Annotated in this window: 17 protein-coding genes; 16 read left to right on the top strand and 1 reads right to left on the bottom strand. The window is 42.4% G+C overall.

Annotated features, from left to right (window positions below; translation table 11 throughout):
• Positions 1–19: 19 nt before the first annotated feature.
• From G592_RS0114340 to G592_RS16675, 3 genes are all read left to right on the top strand, one after another.
• On the top strand, positions 20–1,714 hold the full coding sequence (locus G592_RS0114340; protein ID WP_028248413.1) for a phospho-sugar mutase: 1,695 nt from the start codon (positions 20–22) through the stop codon (positions 1,712–1,714).
• A 91-nt stretch (positions 1,715–1,805) separates the two neighbouring features.
• Entirely contained in the window at positions 1,806–4,619 is a 2,814-nt protein-coding gene (locus G592_RS0114335) for a glycoside hydrolase family 3 protein (RefSeq protein ID WP_028248412.1), read from the top strand.
• A 176-nt stretch (positions 4,620–4,795) separates the two neighbouring features.
• Positions 4,796–6,562, top strand: a complete 1,767-nt coding sequence (locus G592_RS16675) for a methyl-accepting chemotaxis protein (protein WP_051194948.1) — start codon at positions 4,796–4,798, stop codon at positions 6,560–6,562.
• Between the two features lie 57 nt (positions 6,563–6,619).
• Here the strand turns inward: G592_RS16675 and guaB are convergent, their stop codons facing one another.
• Entirely contained in the window at positions 6,620–8,077 is a 1,458-nt protein-coding gene (gene guaB, locus G592_RS0114325) for an IMP dehydrogenase (RefSeq protein WP_028248411.1), read from the bottom strand.
• A 357-nt stretch (positions 8,078–8,434) separates the two neighbouring features.
• On the opposite strand from guaB, the gene nifJ reads away from it, so the two are divergent.
• The 13 genes from nifJ to G592_RS0114260 all read left to right on the top strand — a co-directional run.
• Complete coding sequence (gene nifJ / locus G592_RS0114320; protein ID WP_028248410.1) at positions 8,435–11,968, top strand: pyruvate:ferredoxin (flavodoxin) oxidoreductase; 3,534 nt, start codon at positions 8,435–8,437, stop codon at positions 11,966–11,968.
• A 134-nt stretch (positions 11,969–12,102) separates the two neighbouring features.
• The gene (gene nrdR, locus G592_RS0114315) at positions 12,103–12,555 is read left to right on the top strand and encodes a transcriptional regulator NrdR (protein WP_028248409.1); all 453 of its coding nucleotides are present in this window, start codon (positions 12,103–12,105) and stop codon (positions 12,553–12,555) included.
• 101 nt (positions 12,556–12,656) lie between these two features.
• Positions 12,657–12,968 carry a hypothetical protein gene (locus G592_RS0114310; RefSeq protein ID WP_028248408.1) on the top strand — a complete coding sequence of 104 codons (312 nt, stop codon included), beginning with the start codon at positions 12,657–12,659 and terminating at the stop codon, positions 12,966–12,968.
• Positions 12,969–13,048: 80 nt separating this feature from the next.
• Positions 13,049–13,588, top strand: coding sequence for a YqeG family HAD IIIA-type phosphatase (locus tag G592_RS0114305; RefSeq protein WP_028248407.1), 540 nt, complete (start codon positions 13,049–13,051; stop codon positions 13,586–13,588).
• Positions 13,585–14,031, top strand: a complete 447-nt coding sequence (gene rpiB / locus G592_RS0114300) for a ribose 5-phosphate isomerase B (RefSeq protein ID WP_028248406.1) — start codon at positions 13,585–13,587, stop codon at positions 14,029–14,031. The genes G592_RS0114305 and rpiB overlap by 4 nt, the downstream gene beginning before the upstream one ends.
• Positions 14,032–14,123: 92 nt before the next feature.
• The gene (gene tig, locus G592_RS0114295; protein WP_028248405.1) at positions 14,124–15,455 is read left to right on the top strand and encodes a trigger factor; all 1,332 of its coding nucleotides are present in this window, start codon (positions 14,124–14,126) and stop codon (positions 15,453–15,455) included.
• A 135-nt stretch (positions 15,456–15,590) separates the two neighbouring features.
• Positions 15,591–16,175 (top strand): ATP-dependent Clp endopeptidase proteolytic subunit ClpP, encoded by a 585-nt coding sequence (gene clpP / locus G592_RS0114290; protein ID WP_028248404.1) that lies wholly within the window; start codon positions 15,591–15,593, stop codon positions 16,173–16,175.
• A 54-nt stretch (positions 16,176–16,229) separates the two neighbouring features.
• Positions 16,230–17,519, top strand: a complete 1,290-nt coding sequence (clpX, locus tag G592_RS0114285) for an ATP-dependent Clp protease ATP-binding subunit ClpX (RefSeq protein ID WP_028248403.1) — start codon at positions 16,230–16,232, stop codon at positions 17,517–17,519.
• Positions 17,519–18,139: a ribosome biogenesis GTP-binding protein YihA/YsxC gene (gene yihA, locus G592_RS0114280; RefSeq protein WP_028248402.1), complete on the top strand. Its 621-nt coding sequence runs from the start codon at positions 17,519–17,521 to the stop codon at positions 18,137–18,139. The genes clpX and yihA overlap by 1 nt, the downstream gene beginning before the upstream one ends.
• A 1-nt stretch (position 18,140) precedes the next feature.
• The gene (locus tag G592_RS0114275) at positions 18,141–19,172 is read left to right on the top strand and encodes a metal ABC transporter substrate-binding protein (protein ID WP_028248401.1); all 1,032 of its coding nucleotides are present in this window, start codon (positions 18,141–18,143) and stop codon (positions 19,170–19,172) included.
• Between the two features lie 205 nt (positions 19,173–19,377).
• Complete coding sequence (locus tag G592_RS0114270) at positions 19,378–20,139, top strand: metal ABC transporter ATP-binding protein (RefSeq protein WP_028248400.1); 762 nt, start codon at positions 19,378–19,380, stop codon at positions 20,137–20,139.
• The gene (locus G592_RS0114265) at positions 20,132–20,935 is read left to right on the top strand and encodes a metal ABC transporter permease (protein ID WP_051194947.1); all 804 of its coding nucleotides are present in this window, start codon (positions 20,132–20,134) and stop codon (positions 20,933–20,935) included. The genes G592_RS0114270 and G592_RS0114265 overlap by 8 nt, the downstream gene beginning before the upstream one ends.
• A 274-nt stretch (positions 20,936–21,209) precedes the next feature.
• On the top strand, positions 21,210–21,804 hold a 595-nt coding region (locus G592_RS0114260), incomplete at its 3' end, for an IS110 family transposase (protein ID WP_028248398.1).

The following is a 21,804-nucleotide window of genomic DNA, read 5'->3' as shown; positions in this document are numbered from 1 at the left end:
GTTTAATGGAGGAATTCGTATGGATTACAATTCAAGATATAATGAGTGGTTAGAGAAGCTTGCTGATTCAGATCCTTTAAAGGCTGAGCTTCAGGCTATCGCTGGCGATGAGAAAGAGAAGGAGGACCGCTTCTATCAGGACCTTTCCTTTGGTACAGCAGGTCTTCGTGGTAAAGTTGGTGCAGGAACCAACCGCATGAATTTCTTTACAGTTGGCAAGGCTACACAGGGTGTTGCTGATTTTATCGTGTCAAAGGGTAAGGAGGCTTGTGAGAAGGGTGTAGTTATCGCACATGACCCACGTCACTTCTCAAAGGAGTTCTCACAGCTTGCTGCTGGTATTTTTGCAGCTAACGGAATCAAGGTATATTGCTTCCCAGATCTTCGCCCAACACCAGAGCTTGCTTACATGATTCGCCGTCTTGGCACAGTATCAGGTATCAACATCACAGCCAGCCACAATCCAAAGGAATACAATGGCTACAAGGCATACTGGGATGACGGATGCCAGGTTTCATCTGAGATTGCAGATGGCATGACAGATTGCATCAATGCTGTTGATATGTGGAACGGTATCAAGAAGTCTGACTTTGAGCAGGGCGTTAAGGAAGGAAAGATTATCGTTCTCGGCGCTGAGTACGACAGAGAGTATCTTGATAAGATTGAGTCTCTTGCTATTCACGAGGGTGACGAGCTTGATCTTACAATTCCACTTGTATATACACCACTTAACGGATGCGGTTCTATCCCATTCCGTCAGATGCTTAACGACAGAGGTTTCTCTAACTGGACAATCGTTCCAGAGCAGGAGAATCCAGACCCTGATTTCAAGACTGTAGGTTATCCAAACCCAGAGGATACAAAGGCATTCAGATTATCAGAGGAATATGGTCGCAAGTTTGGCGCAGAGCTTCTTATGGCTACTGACCCAGATGCAGACCGCTTCGCAATCGAGATTCGCGACAGTGAGGGTAACTACGTGCCACTTAACGGTAACCAGACAGGATACCTTCTTGTAAACTATGTTCTCGAGGGACATAAGGATGCAGGAACACTTCCAGCTAAGGGCGCTATGGTTAAGTCTATCGTTACATCTACATTATCCACAATCATGGCTAAGGCTTACGGTGTGGAAATGTTTGAAACTCTTACTGGTTTCAAGAACATTTGTGGAAAAATCCCTTATCTTCACGATAACGGGTATACATACTTATTTGGTTATGAAGAGTCAGTTGGCTATGCTATCTGCGAGGATATCCGCGACAAGGACGGTATCTCAGCTGGTATGATGGTTGCTGAGGCAGCAGCTTACTACCGCAAGCAAGGCAAGACTCTTTGGGATGTTCTCCAGGAAATCTACGCTAAGTATGGTTTCTTCGCAGAGGACGAGCCAAACATCATCTTAGAGGGTATTCCAGGAGCACAGCGCATCCAACGTATGATGAAGTGGTTCCGCGAGAATATGCCTACAGAGGTTGCTGGCGCAAAGGTTGAAAAGGTAATAGATTATATCAATGGATATGAAGATATCCCACCTCAGAATGCTATTCGCTTATTCTTGGACAATGGTTCATGGTTTGCTATCAGACCATCAGGTACAGAGCCTAAGATTAAGTTTTACTTCTACTCAAATCAGGATTCACGTGAGAATGCATTGAAGGTGAATGCAGCTATAAAAGATGAGATTTTTGCTCTAATTAATTCAGTGGAATAATATTGATAAAAAAAGAGGGTTTTTGATATAAAAGACCCTCTTTTTTAGTTTATAATACCTTTCAGCATGGATTATTTTGGAGGTTTATTGAATGGGTTCAAAGTTATTTGATACTGAAAAGTTCGCCAGTGTGGCAAGACGTGCTGTTGCAGAGGGTGTTGTCCTTCTGGAAAACGACGGTGTCCTTCCACTTCAGGCTGGTTGTAATATAGCGTTATTTGGCCGAAGCCAGTTCAATTACTACAAGAGTGGTACTGGCTCAGGTGGTATGGTTAATACAAAATATGTAATCGGTGTTCGAGAGGCATTTGAAGCAGATGAGCGTTTCGTTTTAAATGAGGACCTTAAGGCTACCTATGATGAGTGGATTAAGGACAATCCATTTGATGCAGGTGTGGGCTGGGCTTCCGAGCCATGGTTCCAAAAGGAGATGCCTGTAACAGCAGACCTTGCCAAAAAGGTTGCAGAGTCTTCTGACCTTGCTATCGTGCTTATTGGTCGTACTGCAGGAGAGGACCAGGATAACAGTGTTTCTCAGGGAAGTTACCTTCTTACAGACGACGAGCATGAGATGCTTAAGAATGTAACAGAGACTTTCGAGAAGACTATCGTTCTTTTAAATGTTGGTAACATCATCGATATGAACTGGATGGAGAAGTACAACACATCTGCAGTTCTCTACATCTGGCAGGGTGGTCAGGAAGGTGGCTACGGTGCTGTTGATGTACTTTCCGGAGATGTTAATCCATCAGGTCGTCTTACAGATACAATCGCAAAGGATATTGAGGACTATCCTTCTACACCAAACTTTGGTGGCAAGGAAACAAATATTCAGCGCGAAGATATCTACGTAGGCTACAGATATTTCGAGACTTTTGCACAGGATAAGGTACTTTATCCATTTGGATATGGTCTGTCTTATACAACATTTGATATTCAGGCTGGCAACTGCCTTTATGATGGAGATAAAGTCACAATCAAGGCTACAGTTAAAAATACTGGAGATTTGGCAGGACAGCAGGTTGTTCAGGTATATGTTTCAAAGGATCAGGGTGTCCTTGGAAATCCTGCTATGGAGCTTGTGGAATTTGGTAAGACAAAGGAGCTTGCACCAGGAGAAAGCCAGGATTTAGAATTCGTAATTACGAACTATCAGCTTTCAAGCTTTGATGACAGCGGTGTCACCAGCCACAAAAATGCATATGTTATGCAGGCAGGTGTTTACGAATTTTACGTTGGCGAAAATGTTCGTACTACTGTGGAAGCAGGAGAAATCAAGCTTCAGGATTTAAAGGTAATCGAGCAGCTTTCAGAGGCCATGGCTCCAGTGGTACCTTTCACAAGAATCAAGCCAGTAAAGCTTGCTGACGGCAGCTTCAAGACACTGTATGAGGATGTTCCTACAGCTACTGTAGATTCTGAGAAGTTCAGAAAAGAGACTCTTCCTACAGAGATGAAGAAAAAAGAAGGCAAGACTTTTAAGCTTGCTGACGTTTTAGATAAGAAATGCACTATGAATGATTTCGTGGCTCAGCTTTCTGATGAGGAGCTTTGCTGCATAGTTCGTGGTGAGGGCATGAGCTCACCAAAGGTTACACCTGGATGTGGTGGCGCTTATGGTGGTGTTACTGATTCCCTCCTTGAGAAGGGCATTCCTGTGGCATGCTGTTCAGATGGCCCTTCAGGAATTCGTATGGATTCTGGTAAGAGAGCCTTTGCTATGCCAAATGGTACATGTCTTGCATGTGCATGGAACTTAGAACTTGTTGAGGAGCTTTATAATTGGGAAGGTATGGAGCTTCGCAAGAACAAGATTGACTGTCTGTTAGGACCAGGTATGAATATTCACAGACATCCTCTCAACGGACGTAACTTTGAATACTTCAGCGAGGACCCATTCGTTACCGGAAAGAACGCATCTGCAATGCTTAAGGGTATGCACAAATACGGCGTTACAGGTACTATCAAGCACTTCTGTATGAATACACAGGAGACAGGCAGACACACAGTTGAGCATGTGGCTTCACAGCGTGCCATCCGTGAGATTTATCTCAAGGGCTTTGAGATGGCTGTTAGAGAAGCAGGCGCTCATGCTGTTATGACTACATATGGTTCAGTAAACGGATACTATACATCATCAAGCTACGATTTGGTTACACGAATCCTCCGTGAGGAGTGGGGCTTTGATGGTATCGTCATGACTGACTGGTGGGCAAAGGGCGGCAAGTCATATCACGGAAATAATTCCGACATGGCAGCTATCGTTCGTGCTCAGAACGACCTTTACATGGTTACAAGCAGCTCAGAGGATAATACAAACAAAGATAACACAGCAGAGGCACTTGCTGATGGCACACTTACAAGAGCTGAGCTTCAGCGTTGTGCTGCAAATATCTGCAAGTGGATTATGGAAAAACCTGTTATGAATCGCTATCTGGAGAGAGACAACGACCTTGATATTCAGCTTGCTTCAGAGGTAGATGATGACGAGCTTGATTTCGATAAGATGATAGACCTTCGTATCGACGAAAGTGGTGTGGCTGAGATTAATCCAGCTGACATTAAGACAGCTCGAAACAGCAACAACATGATTACTGTTTCATTCAAGGAAAGAGGCGATTACAAGCTTGTGCTCACAGTACGTGCAGCCCAGAATCTTAGCGACCTTGCTCAGATTCCACTTAGCATTTTCAAGGACAAGGAGCTTGTGAAGATGGTGACTCTCACAGGTGAGGACAAGGAGTGGCAGACTATCGAGGTGCCATTCGTCGGATGCGCCATGACCTTCTTCTTAAAGCTTTATTTTGCTCAGGATGGTATGGAAATAAAGGATATTAAATTCTCTCTTGAAAAGTCTAGAGAAGAGGAATTCCGCCTTATGTTTGCCAGAATGGGTGAAGAGTAACAGGTGTCAATTAAGCTATGCAATATATATAGTGTTGCAAAATATAATTGCTCACAATATATTCGCAATTTGTTAAAAAATCTCCCACACATTGGGAGATTTTTTTTGCTAAAATCATGCTAGCTTACTTTAGGCATGGGAGAATAAACAAGCTGTTTTTTTAAGGAGTGTTTAGCATGAAAAGTAGCATGAAAGCAAAGATTATGGCCAGCATTGTTCTTCTTGATTTGGTAATGGTGTTTGGTATAGCCTTTATCGGCTTCAATTTCAGGTCAGCTGTTACCACTGCCAACATGATGTCCCAGACTTATTTGTTGGTAGAGCGAGACTTTGGTAATGCCAATACTAACTTACAAAATCTGGTTAAGAGAATTTTCATTCTTGAGACCATGAATTATATGTACCAGGATAATTGGACTGATACCGCCACAAGAGACACAATCATCGGTGTAGGCGAAGGAGAATATCAGCTTGTTGCAGAGGCTGTTGCTGATTTGAAGACTCATGTGGAGGCTATAAATGACCCTGAGTTTACAGAGCAGTATCAGACAATGAGTAATGCAGCCAATAGCTTTCTTGCTGAATATAAAAAGATGGAAGCAAGCTTTTATGAAGGCAAATTTAGCGATGCTATGACCACTTATTTTGCTGGAGCACATGAGTATGTGACAGTGTACGAGGAAAATGTAGGACTCATGCGTGAAAAGCTGGAGCTTCTTGTGCAGGAAAATGAGGAAGACCTCATAAAATATGAAACAAAAGTACAGCAGTCTATAGTCTTTGGTATTATAATGCAGATTGTTGCCACCACATTTGCTGTAATCATAGTAAGAAGATCAGTAAATCCACTTATTTCATCTGCAAAAGATCTGGATAAGATGATTGCAGATATGAATGCCGGCAATGCAAATCTTGCCCACAGAATCAATAATAAATCAAAGGATGAGGTTGGTGTTCTTGTATCAGGTATCAACAACTTCTTAGAGACCTTAGAGAAGATTATCTTCACTATAAAGGATGAGTCAGGAAATATTTATACTTCTGTTGAAAATACAGTTGGTATTGTAAATGCCTCTAAGGATGATGTGAGTAACGTATCTGCTGTTATGGAAGAGCTTTCAGCCAGCATGGAGACAGCTAATAATACACTCCTTTCACTTAATGAAGAAGCAAGTGATGTAAATGATGCGGTAGGCAATGTATCCAACCAGGTTAATGAGGGTACAAGCCGAGTAGCAGAAATCAAGGATCATGCTAATGTGATTCGTGAGAAGACAGTTAAGATGAAGGAATCTACAAACGAAATGGTTTCTTCTATTAAAGATACCTTAGAGAATTCTATTGCAGAAAGTAAGAATGTAGAACAGATTCAGACACTTACTGAGGACATCCTTTCAATCGCAGCTCAGACAAACCTTCTGGCTCTTAATGCGTCTATCGAGGCAGCCCGTGCAGGTGAAGCTGGTAAGGGCTTTGCAGTAGTTGCTGACGAAATCAGACAGCTTGCTGAGCACAGTAAGGAAACAGCTAATTCTATTCAGGAAATCAGTAATCAGGTTATTTCAGCCGTTGAGGCTCTTGCAGATAACTCTAACGAGATGCTTACTTATGTAAGTGAGACTGTGCTTGCTGATTATGATGGATTCGAAGATGTAGCAAAGCAGTACTATCAGGATGCCGAAGATATCAATTCAGTTCTTGACAGCGTAAATGACAACACAGTAGTACTTAATTCTACAATAAATGAGATGACATCGGAGATTGACCATATTTCAAAGGTTATCAATGACTGTACAAAAGGGGTATCTGAAGCTACTGAAAATACCACAGAAATCCTTGAATCGATTACCACAATCCATGATGACTCTGAGATTAACCGTGATATTTCTCAGAGACTTCAGGAAGAGGTATCGCGCTTCACAAGCGTTGAGGACGACGAATAATTATAGAAATAAAAGAGGTCCAGCTGCTATGGCTGGACCTTTTAATAATTTCTCTTATTAACCTTCTACAGAGTAGTTAGGAGCTTCCTTTGTGATGTGGATGTCATGTGGATGTGACTCCTTAAGTGAAGCAGCAGAAATCTTAACGAATTTGCCGCGCTCCTGAAGCTCTGGGATAGTAGGGCAACCACAGTAACCCATACCTGAACGGATGCCACCGATGAGCTGGAAGATAACGTCCTCAAGGCTTCCCTTGTAAGCAACACGTCCTTCAACGCCCTCTGGAACAAGCTTCTTAGCGCCTTCCTGGAAGTAACGGTCCTTAGAACCATTCTCCATAGCAGCGAGAGATCCCATGCCACGGTATACCTTATATTTACGACCCTGGAAAAGCTCGAATGAACCAGGAGCTTCATCGCAGCCTGCGAACATTGAACCCATCATACATACTGAACCACCAGCAGCAAGGGCCTTTGTCATATCACCAGAGTACTTGATACCACCATCAGCGATGATTGGCACACCGTATTCCTTAGCAACAGCGTAGCAATCCATGATAGCTGAAATCTGTGGAACACCGATACCTGCAACAACACGTGTTGTACAGATAGAACCAGGTCCGATACCAACCTTAACTGCATCAGCACCAGCCTCGATAAGAGCCTTTGTAGCTTCGCCTGTAGCGATGTTACCAGCAACAACCTGAAGGTCTGGATAAGCAGCCTTAACCTTCTTTACAGCCTCGATGATGTTCTTTGAGTGGCCGTGAGCTGAATCCATAACGATAACGTCAACCTGAGCATCTACGAGAGCCTGAACACGCTCCATCATGTTGCCTGTAATACCAACACCAGCACCGCAGAGAAGACGACCCTGGTCATCCTTTGCAGCGTTAGGGTATTTAATCTGCTTTTCAATATCTTTAATTGTAATGAGTCCCTTGAGCTTGAAGTTCTCGTCTACAATAGGAAGTTTCTCTTTACGAGACTTGCCAAGAATTTCTTTAGCTTCTTCAAGTGAGATGCCTTCCTTTGCAGTAACAAGGCCCTCAGAAGTCATAGACTCGCTGATTTTCTTTGTAAAATCTGTTTCGAATTTGAGGTCACGATTAGTGATGATACCGATAAGTGTGCCATCTTCCTTTGTGATAGGTACACCAGAAATTCTGAACTTGCCCATAAGCTCATTGGCTTCTGCAAGTGTGTTGTCAGGTCCAAGGAAGAATGGGTCAGTAATAACACCGTTCTCTGAACGCTTTACTTTATCTACCTCTTCAGCCTGCTGCTCGATAGACATGTTCTTGTGGATGATACCAATACCACCCTGACGAGCCATAGCGATAGCCATGCGTGACTCTGTAACAGTGTCCATAGCGGCACTCATCATAGGAATATTTAACTTAATTTTCTTTGTAAGATTTGTGTGAAGATCAATAAGATTAGGGGTAACTTCCGAATACTGTGGAACCAGTAAGACGTCGTCGAAAGTAATACCATCACCGATAATCGATGCCATAGGGGGGAACCTCTCTTTCTTTAACTACGAATTAAATTTTTATAGATTATAGGTTACAAAACTGACAGTGTCAATGAGAGATTTTGATTTATTTTGAGAAATTTTGGAAGTGGTCAGGGCAGTTAATGATAATAATAGACACATAATTGATAATACTAAGAAATTTAACAATTTTGTACTCCAAAATAAACAGAAAATCGATTTTGTCTTATTGAATAATTTTATCAATAGTTCTATCATATAATCACGACATTATGGGGATGAGCGCCGGTTTGTTTCCATTTGCATCCGCAAGTGGGGATTTAGTTCATTCCAGTAACTATAAAAATGTCTCTATATAATAAGGAGGAATTAGAAATGCCAAGAGCAAAACAGTCTATGGATGGTAACCAGGCTGCAGCACACGTAGCTTATGCGTTTACAGATGTCGCTGCTATTTACCCTATTACACCATCCAGCCCAATGGCCGATTTCGTTGACCAGTGGTCAGCAGCAGGCCTTGAGAATATTTTCGGAAATCAGGTAAAGGTTGTAGAGATGGAGTCTGAGGCAGGTGCAGCAGGTGCCGTTCACGGTTCACTTGGTGCTGGTGCACTCACAACTACATTCACAGCTTCACAGGGTCTTCTTCTTATGATCCCTAATATGTACAAGATCGCTGCTGAGCAGCTTCCTTGTGTATTCGATGTATCAGCTCGTACAGTTGCTACACAGTCACTTAACATCTTTGGTGATCACTCAGATGTTTACGCTTGTCGTCAGACAGGTTTCGCTATGTTATGCGAGACAAATCCACAGGAAGTTATGGATCTTGCTCCAGTAGCTCACCTTGCAGCTATCGAGGGTAAGGTACCTGTACTTAACTTCTTCGATGGTTTCCGTACATCACACGAAATCCAGAAGATCGAGAAGTGGGATTATGCAGATCTCAAAGAGATGGTTAACATGGATGCTATCAACGAATTCCGTGCTCGTGCACTTAATCCAGAGCATCCTACAATGCGTGGTTCTCATGAGAACGGTGACGTTTTCTTCCAGCACAGAGAAGCATGCAATACATATTATGATAACTTCCCAGCAGTTGTTCAGAAGTACATGGACAAGGTAAATGCAAAGCTTGGTACAGATTACAAGCTTTTCAACTACTATGGTGCTGCTGATGCTGATAGAATCATCATCGCTATGGGTTCTATCAACGACGTTGCAGAAGAGGTTATTGATTACCTCAACGCACACGGCGAGAAGGTTGGTGTACTTAAGGTACGTCTTTACAGACCTTGGTCTTCAGAGGCATTCCTTGCTGCACTTCCTAAGACAGTTAAGAAGATTGCTATCCTTGATAGAACAAAGGAGCCAGGTGCTCTTGCAGATCCTCTTTACCTTGATGTTGCTACAACACTTCGTGAGGCAGGTCTCAATGACATCACTATCTGCGGTGGTAGATATGGTCTTGGTTCTAAGGATACTCCTCCTTCATCAGTATTCGCTGTATACAAGGAACTTGAGAAGGATGCTCCAAAGGCTAGATTCACAATCGGTATCGTTGATGATGTTACTAACCTTTCACTTCCAGAGGTTAAGCCAGCTCCTATCACTTCAGCTCCTGGTACTAAGGAGTGCAAGTTCTGGGGTCTCGGCGGTGATGGTACTGTAGGTGCTAACAAGAACTCTACAAAGATCATCGGTGACCACACAGATAAGTACATCCAGGCATACTTCCAGTATGATTCAAAGAAGACTGGTGGTGTTACTATTTCTCACCTTAGATTTGGTGACAACCCAATCAAGTCTCCATACTATATTAATCAGGCAGACTTCGTAGCTTGCCACAACCCAGCTTACGTTACACAGGGCATGAAGATGGTTCAGGACGTTAAGCCAGGCGGAGTATTCATGATCAACTGCCAGTGGTCAGACGAAGAGCTCGAGACAAAGCTCAACGCTGAGGCTAAGAAGTATATCGCTGATAACAACATCCAGCTCTACACAATCAATGCTATCGATAAGGCTATCGAGATTGGTATGGGTAAGAGAACAAACACAATCCTTCAGTCAGCATTCTTCAAGCTCGCTGATGTAATGCCTATCGATGAGGCTGTTGATTACATGAAGCAGGCTGCTAAGAAGTCATACGGCAAGAAGGGTGACGATGTTGTAAACATGAACTACAACGCTATCGACGCTGGTGTTGATGCTGTACATAAGGTAAACGTTCCAGATTCTTGGAAGAACCCAACTCCAGATGCTGCTAAGCCAGCACTTGAGGGTCGTCCAGAGGTTGTTAAGATGGTTAAGAACCTCCTTGAGCCTATCTCTAAGATGGATGGAGATTCACTTCCGGTTTCTGCATTCTCAGAGAATCCAAACGGACAGTTCGAGCTTGGTGCTGCTGCTTACGAGAAGCGTGGTACAGCTGTAACAGTTCCTACATGGGATCCAGAGAAGTGTATCCAGTGTAACCAGTGTGCATTCGTATGTTCACACGCTACAATCCGTCCTTACATGCTTTCAGAGGATGAGGTTAAGGCAGCTCCAGCAAACATCAAGCTTGCTGATACAAAGCCAAAGGCTTCTGAGTACAAGTACACAATGTCTGTATCTCCACTTGACTGTATGGGATGTGGTGAGTGTACAACTGTATGTCCAGTTGGTGCTATCACAATGGTTCCACAGGCAGACGAAGCAGACGAGCAGCCAGTATTCAACTACTTAGTAGCTAATGTTGGACGTAAGGAAGCTGCAGGCTCTGACCTTACAGTTAAGGGCTCACAGTTCAACCAGCCACTCCTTGAGTTCTCAGGATCATGTGCAGGTTGTGCAGAGACTTCATACGCAAGACTTATTACACAGCTCTTCGGTGAGCATATGTATATTTCAAACGCTACAGGATGTTCTTCAATTTGGGGTGGTCCTGCAGCTACATCACCATTCACAGTTAACAAGGATTCTAAGAAGGGTCCAGCTTGGTGTAACTCACTCTTCGAGGACAACGCACAGCACGGTTTAGGTATGGAAGTTGGTCAGAAGTACCTCCGCGAGCGCGCTATCGAGTCTGCTAAGAAGGCAGCTGAGGCTGGTTCTGCAGAGCTTAAGGCAGCATTTGCTAAGTTCGAAGAGACAATCAACTCAACACGTGAGAACGGTGCAGCAACAGACGTACTCGTAGCTGAGCTCGAGAAGAACGGTTCTGAGGATGCTAAGGCAGCACTTGCTCTTAAGGATTACCTCGCTAAGAAGTCTGTATGGATCTTCGGTGGTGACGGTTGGGCATACGATATCGGATTCGGCGGTCTTGATCACGTACTTGCTTCTGGTGAGAACGTTAACGTTATGGTATTCGATACAGAGATGTACTCTAACACTGGTGGACAGGCTTCTAAGGCTTCTAACATCGGTGAGGTTTGCCAGTTCGCTGCTTCAGGTAAGGAGATGTCTAAGAAGTCTCTTTCTGAGATTGCTATGTCATACGGTTATGTATATGTAGCTCAGATCGCACTTGGTGCAAACATGGCTCAGGCTGTTAAGGTTCTTGCTGAGGCAGAAGCTTACAACGGACCTTCACTTATCATCGGATACGCTCCATGTGAGCTTCACGGTGTTAAGGGTGGTATGAACCACTGCCAGGATGAGATGAAGAAGGCTGTAGAGGCTGGTTACTGGAACCTCTTCTCATTCAACCCAGACCTTAAGAAGGAAGGAAAGAATCCATTCACTCTTACTTCTAAGGAAGGTGACTACAGCAAGTATCAGGATTTCCTCAAGAACGAGACACGTTATGCTCGTCTTACAAAGGCATTCCCAGAGCGTGCTGATAGACTCTTTGCACTCAACGAGGAGACAGCTAAGGAGCGTTACGCACACCTTAAGAAGTTAGTTGATCTTTATTCATAAAATTGAATTTATGATTTGACTTAATGCCGTCGCGGTATATTTACCGCGGCGGCTTTTTTGTTGCGTTATAGTACTGAAACTGATAAAATAACACTAGATATTGTGGTTCGAAAATTTGCTTTTTGGAGGAAGATATGAAGTGTCCATTTTGTGGTAGCCAAGATACTAGCGTAATTGATTCAAGACCTGCAGATGACAACACAAGTATTAGACGTCGCCGTTCTTGCCCAGAGTGTGGAAAGAGATTCACTACATATGAAAAGGTAGAGACTATTCCACTTATTGTTATTAAGAAAGATAACAATAGAGAGCCATACGACAGAACTAAGATTGAGAAGGGCGTTCTTATCGCATGTAGAAAGCGTCCGGTTTCTGCATCTCAGATTTCAAAGGTCGTTGATGAAATCGAGACAGAGATTTTCTCACTGGAGGAAAAGGAGATTCCTAGTACACGCATCGGTGAAATCGTTATGGAACATCTTGAGAATGTGGATCCAGTTGCATATGTCAGATTTGCATCTGTATACCGTGAGTTCAAGGATGTTAACACATTCATGGATGAGCTTAAGCGTGTATTAGATAAATAATGCACCAGGCGGAGCCCTTTTTGGGAAGAGCGCAATAGGGAGTTAAGTATTAATCCTTGCATCCGATATATAAGGTACAAAGATAAATACGGAGATGTTATATGAATATTTCGGGAATTCGCCCAGCTGATGGGTTTTATGAAAAGAATACAGAGAAGGTGATGCCAGCGATTTCTGCACCAATCACTGAAAGTAAAGTGACAGAGGAAGATGGGGCAGTCATCAGTAGAGACAGAGATGTGGCAGCTTCTCTTACAATTAGCGCAGCAGGTAAGGCAGCAGCAAAGAATATCGCCGAAGCAGTTGGCAATATGGAAAAGGACACAGCAATCCACCGTTACCAGTACCTCGTTAAAACAAATGACGAGATAGCAGAAGATGAAGACAGAGGATTGGAAAACTTCACATTATAAATAAAAATGCACATCATTAAAGCAATAATTATCCAGGGGCATGGTTTTCATGTCCCTGTTTTTATGTTAAAATCGAGCCTATGAGTAAAAGAAATTTATATCCAAGAGACTATGTAGATAGTACATATTCTATCGACTTTAAAAAACTTTATGAAGAAGGCTACAGAGCAGTCATCTTTGATGTTGATAACACGCTGGTGCCACACAATGCACCTGCAGATGACAGGGCAAAGGCATTTTTTAAAGAGCTTCACGAGATAGGTTTTCAGGCGTTACTTCTATCTAATAATAAGGAGCCTCGTGTAAAGACTTTTAAAGAGGCAGTAGAATACTGTACCTACATCTATAAAGCCAACAAGCCATCAGCCAAAGGTTATCAGAAGGCTATGGAGCAGATGGGCACAGATGTGACTAACACCATCTTTGTGGGAGACCAGATTCTTACAGATGTGTGGGGAGCCAATCGTGCAGGCATCCGCTCAGTGATGGTAAAGCCAGTATTAAAATGGAAAGAGGAGCCTCAGATTATATTGAAGAGATTCCTTGAGGCCATTATTTTGCTCGGCTATAGAATTTACAAATTATATGGAAAGGAAATAAATAAGGTACCTTTAAAATGAAAATTGTAATTGCAAACGATCACGCAGCACCAGAACTTAAATTTGAGATTAAGGAGTACATCGAGAGCCTTGGACACGAGGTAATCAACATTGGCACAGATTCTACAGAGAGCTGCCACTACCCAGAGTACGGCGAGAAGGCAGCCAGAATGGTAGCTTCAGGAGAGGTTGATCTTGGAGTTCTTATTTGTGGAACAGGTGTAGGTATTTCCCTTGCAGCAAATAAGGTAAAGGGCATCCGCTGTGGAGTATGTTCAGATACAGCTACAGCACGTCTTATCCGTCAGCACAACAACGCTAACATGATTGCATTCGGAGCAAGAATCGTTGGTTCCGAGCTTGCAAAGGATATCGTAAAAAGCTTCTTGGAAGCAGAGTTTGAGGGCGGCGGACGTCACCAGACAAGAATCGATATGATTTCGGCTATTGAAAATAAAAACTAGTTCTGCTATAATTTTTGGGCATGTTTAAATGCGCAAATAATAGACCCTAAAGGTCGTACCTGATATATACATTAGAGGAGGAATATTAGTAAATGAACGTACAGGTAGAAAATCTTGAGAAGAACATGGCAAAGCTTACAGTCACAGTTGACGCAGCTGAGCTCGAGAAGGCTATTACAAAGGCATATAACAAGCAGAAGAACAGCATTTCTGTTCCTGGCTTTAGAAAGGGCAAGGTTCCTCAGCACATGATCGAGAAGATGTATGGTGCAGAGATTTTCTATGAGGACGCTGCTAATATTATTATGCAGGAAACATATCCACAGGCTTATGATGAGTCTAAGCTTGATATCGTTTCACAGCCACAGGTTGATATTACTCAGCTTGAGAAGGGCAAGGACTTCATCTACACAGCTACAGTTGCTGTTAAGCCAGAAGTTAAGCTTGGTAAGTACAAGGGTGTATCTGTAACAAAGGTTGATGCTAAGGTTACAGCTACAGAGGTTAATGATTCAATCAAGGCTGAGCTCGAGAGAGATGCTCGCATGGTTACAAAGAACGGTAAGGCTGCTAAGAACGATACAGCTGTTATCGATTTCGAAGGTTTCGTTGATGGTGTAGCATTCGAAGGTGGAAAGGGTGAGAACTATGACCTCGTTCTTGGTTCTGGTTCATTCATTCCTGGTTTCGAGGATCAGCTCATCGGTCACAAGGCTGGCGAGGATGTAGACGTTGAGGTTACATTCCCAGAGACATACCAGGCAGAGGATCTTGCTGGAAAGGCTGCAGTATTTAAGTGCCACATCCACGAGGTAAAGAAGAAGGATGTTCCAAAGCTTGATGATGAGTATGTTTCAGATCATACAGAGTTCGAGACAGTAGACGAGTACAAGGCATCTGTTAAGGAGCGCCTTGAGAACAATAAGAAGGCAGAAGGCCGTCGTGCACAGGAAGACGAAGCTATCGCTAAGATCGTTGAGGATTCAGAGATGGAAATCCCAGACGCTATGCTTGATTACCAGGTAGAGAACATGATCAACGACTTCGCTAACAACATGGCACAGCAGGGTCTTTCACTTCAGCAGTATATGCAGTTTACAGGCATGACAATGGATGCATTCCGTGAGCAGGTTCGCCCAGATGCACTTTCACGTACACAGTCTTCACTTGTACTTGAGGCAATTGCTAAGGCTGAGAAGATTGAGGCTACAGACGCTGATGTTGACGCTAAGCTTGAAGAGATGTCAAAGCAGTACGGTATGGAGCTTGATCAGCTTAAGAACCTTGTTGGCGAGAACGAGAAGGAGTCTATGAAGAAGGATATCGCTATCGAGAAGGCTATCGAGCTTATCATGGACAACGTTAAGGAAGCTGCAAAGAAGAAGACTACAAAGAAGGCAGACGCTGAGGCAGACGCTGAATAATCTGTAAAGAATTTATTAACTTTTTGTAAAATTCGAGACAGGAAATATTAAAACAACTATAATGATATAGTAACTTAAGCAATAGCCTGAGCGTAAGCTCGGGCTTAGCTTCTATTTAAAGGAGGACACAAATTAATGGCAACAATACCTTACGTCATTGAACAGAATTCTCGTGGAGAGCGTTCTTATGATATTTATTCAAGACTTTTAAAGGATCGTATCGTTTTCCTTGGTGAGGAGGTTAATGAAGTTACTGCATCACTTGTAGTTGCTCAGCTTCTTTTCTTAGAGTCAGAAGATCCTAGCAAGGATATTCACCTTTATATTAATAGCCCAGGCGGTAGCGTTACTGCTGGTATGGCTATTTACGATACAATGCAGTACATCAAGCCTGATGTTTCTACAATCTGTATCGGTATGGCTGCATCAATGGGAGCATTCCTTCTTGCAGGTGGTCAGAAGGGTAAGAGATTTGCTCTTCCAAATGCAGAGGTTATGATTCATCAGCCACTTGGCGGCGCAAAGGGACAGGCTACAGAGATCGAAATCGCTGCCAAGAACATTTTAAAGACTAGAGAAAAGCTCAATCGTATGCTTGCTGCTAACACAGGTAAAGATTACGAGCAGGTTTGTCTCGATACAGAGCGTGATCACTGGCTCGATGCTCAGGAAGCTCTTGATTATGGTCTTATTGATGAAATCATTACAAAGAAGAACTAATTAGCCGATAAATATATAGGGCTATTGTTTTTACATTTAAATTAAGAGGTAGTTATGTCAAGAAACGATGATAGAATTCGCTGCTCTTTCTGCGGCAAGACACAAAACCAGGTTCGCAAGCTTATTGCAGGTCCTAATGGGGCATTTATCTGTGATGAGTGCGTAGATATCTGCCAGGAGATTATTGTTGAAGAGCTCGAGGATTTTGCTCCAGCAGCTGACAACGATTCAATCGAAATCAATCTTCAGAAGCCAGAAGATATGAAGGCATTCCTCGACCAGTATGTTATCGGTCAGGATGAGGCTAAGAAGGTTCTTTCTGTTGCAGTATACAACCACTACAAGCGAATCATGGCTAATCCAGACGACATCGATGTAGAACTCCAGAAGAGTAACGTACTTATGCTTGGACCTACAGGTTCAGGTAAGACACTTCTTGCACAGACATTAGCTCGTGTACTTGGTGTTCCATTTGCTATCGCTGATGCTACTACTCTTACAGAGGCTGGTTATGTAGGTGAGGATGTTGAGAATATCCTCCTTAAGCTTATCCAGGCAGCAGAGTTCGATATTAAGAAAGCAGAAATCGGTATCGTTTATATCGATGAGATAGATAAGATTACAAAGAAGTCTGAGAACGTATCTATTACACGTGATGTTTCAGGTGAAGGCGTTCAGCAGGCACTTCTTAAGATTATCGAGGGTACAGTTGCAAACGTTCCACCACAGGGCGGACGTAAGCATCCACAGCAGGAGACTATTGCCATCGATACTAAGAACATTCTCTTCATTTGCGGTGGTGCATTTGAAGGTCTTGAGAAAATCATTTCTCAGCGTACTAATGTCAGCGCTATTGGTTTTGGTGCAGACGTTAAGGATAAGAACAATCAGAAGATTGACGAGCTTTTACAGCAGGCGCTTCCACAGGATTTCATTAAGTATGGTCTCATTCCTGAGTTTATCGGTCGTGTGCCTATCAATGTATCATTGAACGAGCTTACAGAAGAGGATATGATTCGCATTCTTAAGGAGCCTAAGAATTCTCTTACAAAGCAGTACCAGGCATTGTTTAAGATGGATGGTGTAAAGCTTCACTTTGAGGATGAGGCACTTCGCGAAATCGCAAAGAAGTCAATCGAGAGAAAGACTGGAGCCCGTGGTCTTCGTGCCATTGTTGAGTCAGTTATGATGGATTACATGTATCATGTTCCATCTGACGAGAGCATCACAGAGATCACAGTAACAAAAGAGATGGTAGACGCAAACCTTCTCCTTATCGATAAGGAATCAGAGGATGAGGCAGCAGTTGTTTCCATCGAGGACAAAAAGGAAAAGAGCGCATAATGGTTATCCGTTCATGTAATCTTGAAACAGTGTGCGGGCCTACATCGAAGCTTCCTAAGAACGACCTCCCAGAGGTTGCCTTCGCAGGTAAGTCAAATGTAGGCAAGTCATCACTCATAAACGCGGTTATGAACCGCAAGGCCTTAGCCAGAGTTTCAGCACAGCCGGGCAAAACTCAGACGATAAATTTCTACAATATTAATGACGAAATTTACGTAGTTGATTTGCCGGGCTATGGCTTTGCTAAGGCATCTGAGAAAGAGCGTGAAAGCTGGGGTAAGATGATTGAGACATATCTTAATACCTCAGATATGATTCGCGCTGTATTTTTGCTTGTAGACATTCGTCACGCACCATCTGCAAATGATAAGCAGATGTTCGAATGGATGGACTATGTAGGCTACGACCCAATTGTTATCGCTACAAAAGCTGATAAGATAAAGCGCAGCCAGCTAGACAAGCAGATAAAGATTCTTCGCGAGGGCTTAGGTGCAGGAAAGGATACAATCATTGTTCCTTTCTCATCTCAGACTAAGCAGGGATTAGATACTATCCAGGACTTTTTAGATCAGGTCATCGAAAATGAGGCGAGCCTGACTGATGTAGACGACTTAGACTAATATGAAAAAATCTAAATATTTATTTGTGCTGCTACTGCTAATCTCCATCACCGTGGTGTGCAGTATCGGCACATTTTTTTATGTAAAACTAAATAACGAACAGACTGCAAATGATGATGAAATACTTGTCATGACAAGCTGCAACCCAGTGTACCTTGCTACTATAAATATCCTTGATGGCGTAGATGGCTATAGGGTTCAGAACCTTTCACAGCCTACCACAGGTTGTCTTCATGATTACACTCTTACCACAGAGGATATGAAGAATCTTTCAAAGGCAGATGTGCTAGTGGTAAATGGCGGCGGCATGGAAGGATACTTGGACGATGTTATTGCAGCCTATCCTGATCTTAAAATCATAGATACCTATGAAGCTATAGAGCATTCAGATGGATTCATTGGTATGGACGAATATCTTATTAAAGAAGATGAAGAGCATGACCATGAAGAGGAAAGCGAAAGCCTTCCCCTTGAGGGGAAGGTGTCAGCGGAGCTGACGGATGAGGTGTCTGAGCATCACCATGACCATGGCGCCAATAGTCATATTTGGATGGATGATAGATTGTATCAATGTCAGGTTATTTCCATTGCAAATGGTTTAATGGATGCGAATCCTAACAGGGAAGAGTCTGCCATAGCTGAAAATGTAAGAAAGTACACAGCAGCTCTTGAGAAAATTGACAAGCAGGGATTAGATGTGGCAGTGGCAAATGAAAACGTTGCCATCCTTCATGAAGCTTTTGCATATACGGCACAGTCCATTGGCGCCAATGTAGTGGCTACCATGGATTTAGATGAGGAGCGACAGGTCAGCGCAGGTGAAGTTAGTGAATTCCTTGATGCCATCCGCGACAATGATGTAAAGCTTGTATTCGCAGAGTACGACTACGGCTCATCCATGGGCAAGCTAATCGAGGAACAGACTGATGCCAAGGTAGTGTACCTTGAGACGCTGGTGCACGGAGATTATTCTGGATTGGATTATATTACAGTTTTGAATAAGAACTATGCAAATATAAAGAATGTATTATAAAAGATTAGATTGACGATTTTGAGCGGTGATGTTACTATTTATTTAGAAAAGGTGCTACCGATAGACGGTTAGCCCTAGATTAATTGCTTAGTTACAAAAGTAACCGCCACAACTTACCAGGTCAGGGCGGTTACTTTTTATTTGTCATTGTATAAACCAATGATATAGAAAATACGTTCGAAAAACAAGGGGCAAATATCAAAATATGAGGAAGATAATTCCATGTGGATTCCACTGTATTAAGTTCATAAATTTGGGTGTAGCCTTCGGCGACCAGCAGGTCTTAGACAACATAAACCTCCACGTTCACTGTGGCCAAATGACAGCCATAGTAGGTCGTAATGGTGCAGGTAAGTCTACACTTGTGCGTGCTATCTTAGGTGAGGTGCCTTATACAGGTGAAATCCAGTTCAAGAATAAAATGAATAACAATATGCCAAGCCTTAAGATTGGCTATGTGCCACAGACTGTAAATATAGACAGGACTACACCTCTTAGTGTGTATGATTTGTTCCAGTCATTTACAGGAAAGCTGCCTATATTATTAAGCAGTAAGAAAGAGCATGAGCATGTCCGGGAAGCCTTGGCAGAATTTGATGTGGCAGAGCTTATCGACCAGCCTGTAGGTACACTTTCAGGTGGACAGCTACAACGAGTGCTTCTTGCTATGGCAGTTCATGACACACCAAACCTTCTGTTATTAGATGAGCCAGTGTCTGGTATTGATAAGAATGGTATGGATGCCTTCTATGAAAAGATGAAGTATCTGAAGGAGACACATGATCTTGCAATAATCCTTGTAAGTCATGATCTTGATTATGTATATAAATATGCAGACAATGTTATCCTTATAGATAAGACTGTTACAGCGGCAGGCCGTCCAAAGCTTGTGTACGAGACAGACGCATTCAAGAATGTATTTGGCAAGGGAGCAACAGGAGAAGTGGAGGTGAATGCTAATGTTTAACGAAATGTTTAGCTACGCCTTCATGATTAGAGCTACAATAGCAATCCTTCTTATCTCTCCATTGTTTGGAATGGTAGGTACCATGATTGTTCAAAAGCGCATGGCATATTTCAGCGATGCACTTGGACATTCGGCACTGACTGGTATTGCAGCAGGTGTCATCATGGGTATAGCCAACACCACAGTATCTATGATTATCTTTGGTGTATGCTTTGCACTTCTTCTTAATTATATAAGTAGAAAGGGTCTCAGCTCATCGGATACACTTATCTCAGTATTCGCCAGCTGCGCCACAGCACTTGGTCTTGCAATCCTTTCAAGGGGCGGAAGCTTTAGCAACTACTCAGCAATACTTGTAGGTGATATATTATCTATCACAGTTACTGAGATTATTCAGCTTATAGTATTGTTCGCTGTAATCCTTATTTTCTGGTTTGTAAGTATCAACAGACTGACAGCTATCAGTATCCATGCTACTTTGGCAAAGAGCCGAAGCATGCAGGTGCGACTTATGGAGGATGCTTTTGCGGTGCTTATAGCACTTCTAGTAATGCTTAGCATTAAGTGGGTTGGAATCCTTCTTATTAATGCATTGCTTATCCTACCTGCAGCCAGCAGCAGAAATATCTCTGAGAATTTTAGAGAGTATACTTACTTTTCTATGATATTCAGTATTTTCTCAGGCGTGGCAGGATTATTTGTATCTTACTTCACAGATATGGCTACAGGCCCAATGATTGTAATCATCGCAAGCGTAATCTACTTTGCAACATACATATATGGTAAAGACCGTTAGAGATAAAAGCTTCAGCTAAGGCTGAGGCTTTTTATTTTTTATGATAGTTTATGATAAAATATGTAAATTATGATGAATTATGATAGTTTATGATAAAATATGCAAATTATGATAGATTATGATAAAATATGTATAACATGATAATGATTACATAGAGTGAGCATTCCTGTTAGGGTAAAAATATCAGGTTTGTAAAAAATGAGTGCCTCTCATAGAATAATGATTGTTAACTTGCCGGTTAATAAAAATCATTGTTCAAAGGAGACACCCACAAATGAATTGTAAGCAGAATGAGAGAATCAATCAAGTAAAAGAATCAACTTTGGTAGTTGGAATTGATATAGGAAGTACTACACATTATGCCAGAGCCTTTGATTGGAGAGGCATTGAACTAGGTAAAGTTTTTAAGTTTAGCAACAGTCGAGAAGGTTTTGATAGCTTCAAGAATTGGATGCAGTGGTTACTAAATAAAAACAATAAGTCAGATGTGATAGTAGGAATTGAGCCAACTGGTCATTACTGGTTTGACCTTGGCGCTTATCTTGAGGATGGAGGCATCCTACTGGTTATGGTTAACCCTTATGCGGTAAAGCAGACCAAGGAACTGGATGATAACAGCCAAAGTAAAAATGATTGTAAAGATCCTAAGGTAATAGCAAAGCTTGTTATTGAAGGTAGATATTCTGCTCCATATACACCTGATGGTGTTTATGCAGATTTAAGAGTGTTGACAACCAATCGTAAGCGAATCATTAGGGAACTTACCCAGATTAAAAATCGCATTGCAAGATGGTTTGCCATATATTTCCCTGAATATAAAGATGTGTTTGGGGACTATGAATCACAAAGTAGCATGCTCGTTTTAAGAC

Source organism: Pseudobutyrivibrio ruminis CF1b, from assembly GCF_000424005.1.
GTDB classification, from domain to species: domain Bacteria; phylum Bacillota; class Clostridia; order Lachnospirales; family Lachnospiraceae; genus Pseudobutyrivibrio; species Pseudobutyrivibrio ruminis_C.
This window is presented reverse-complemented; position numbering and strand designations above follow the sequence as displayed.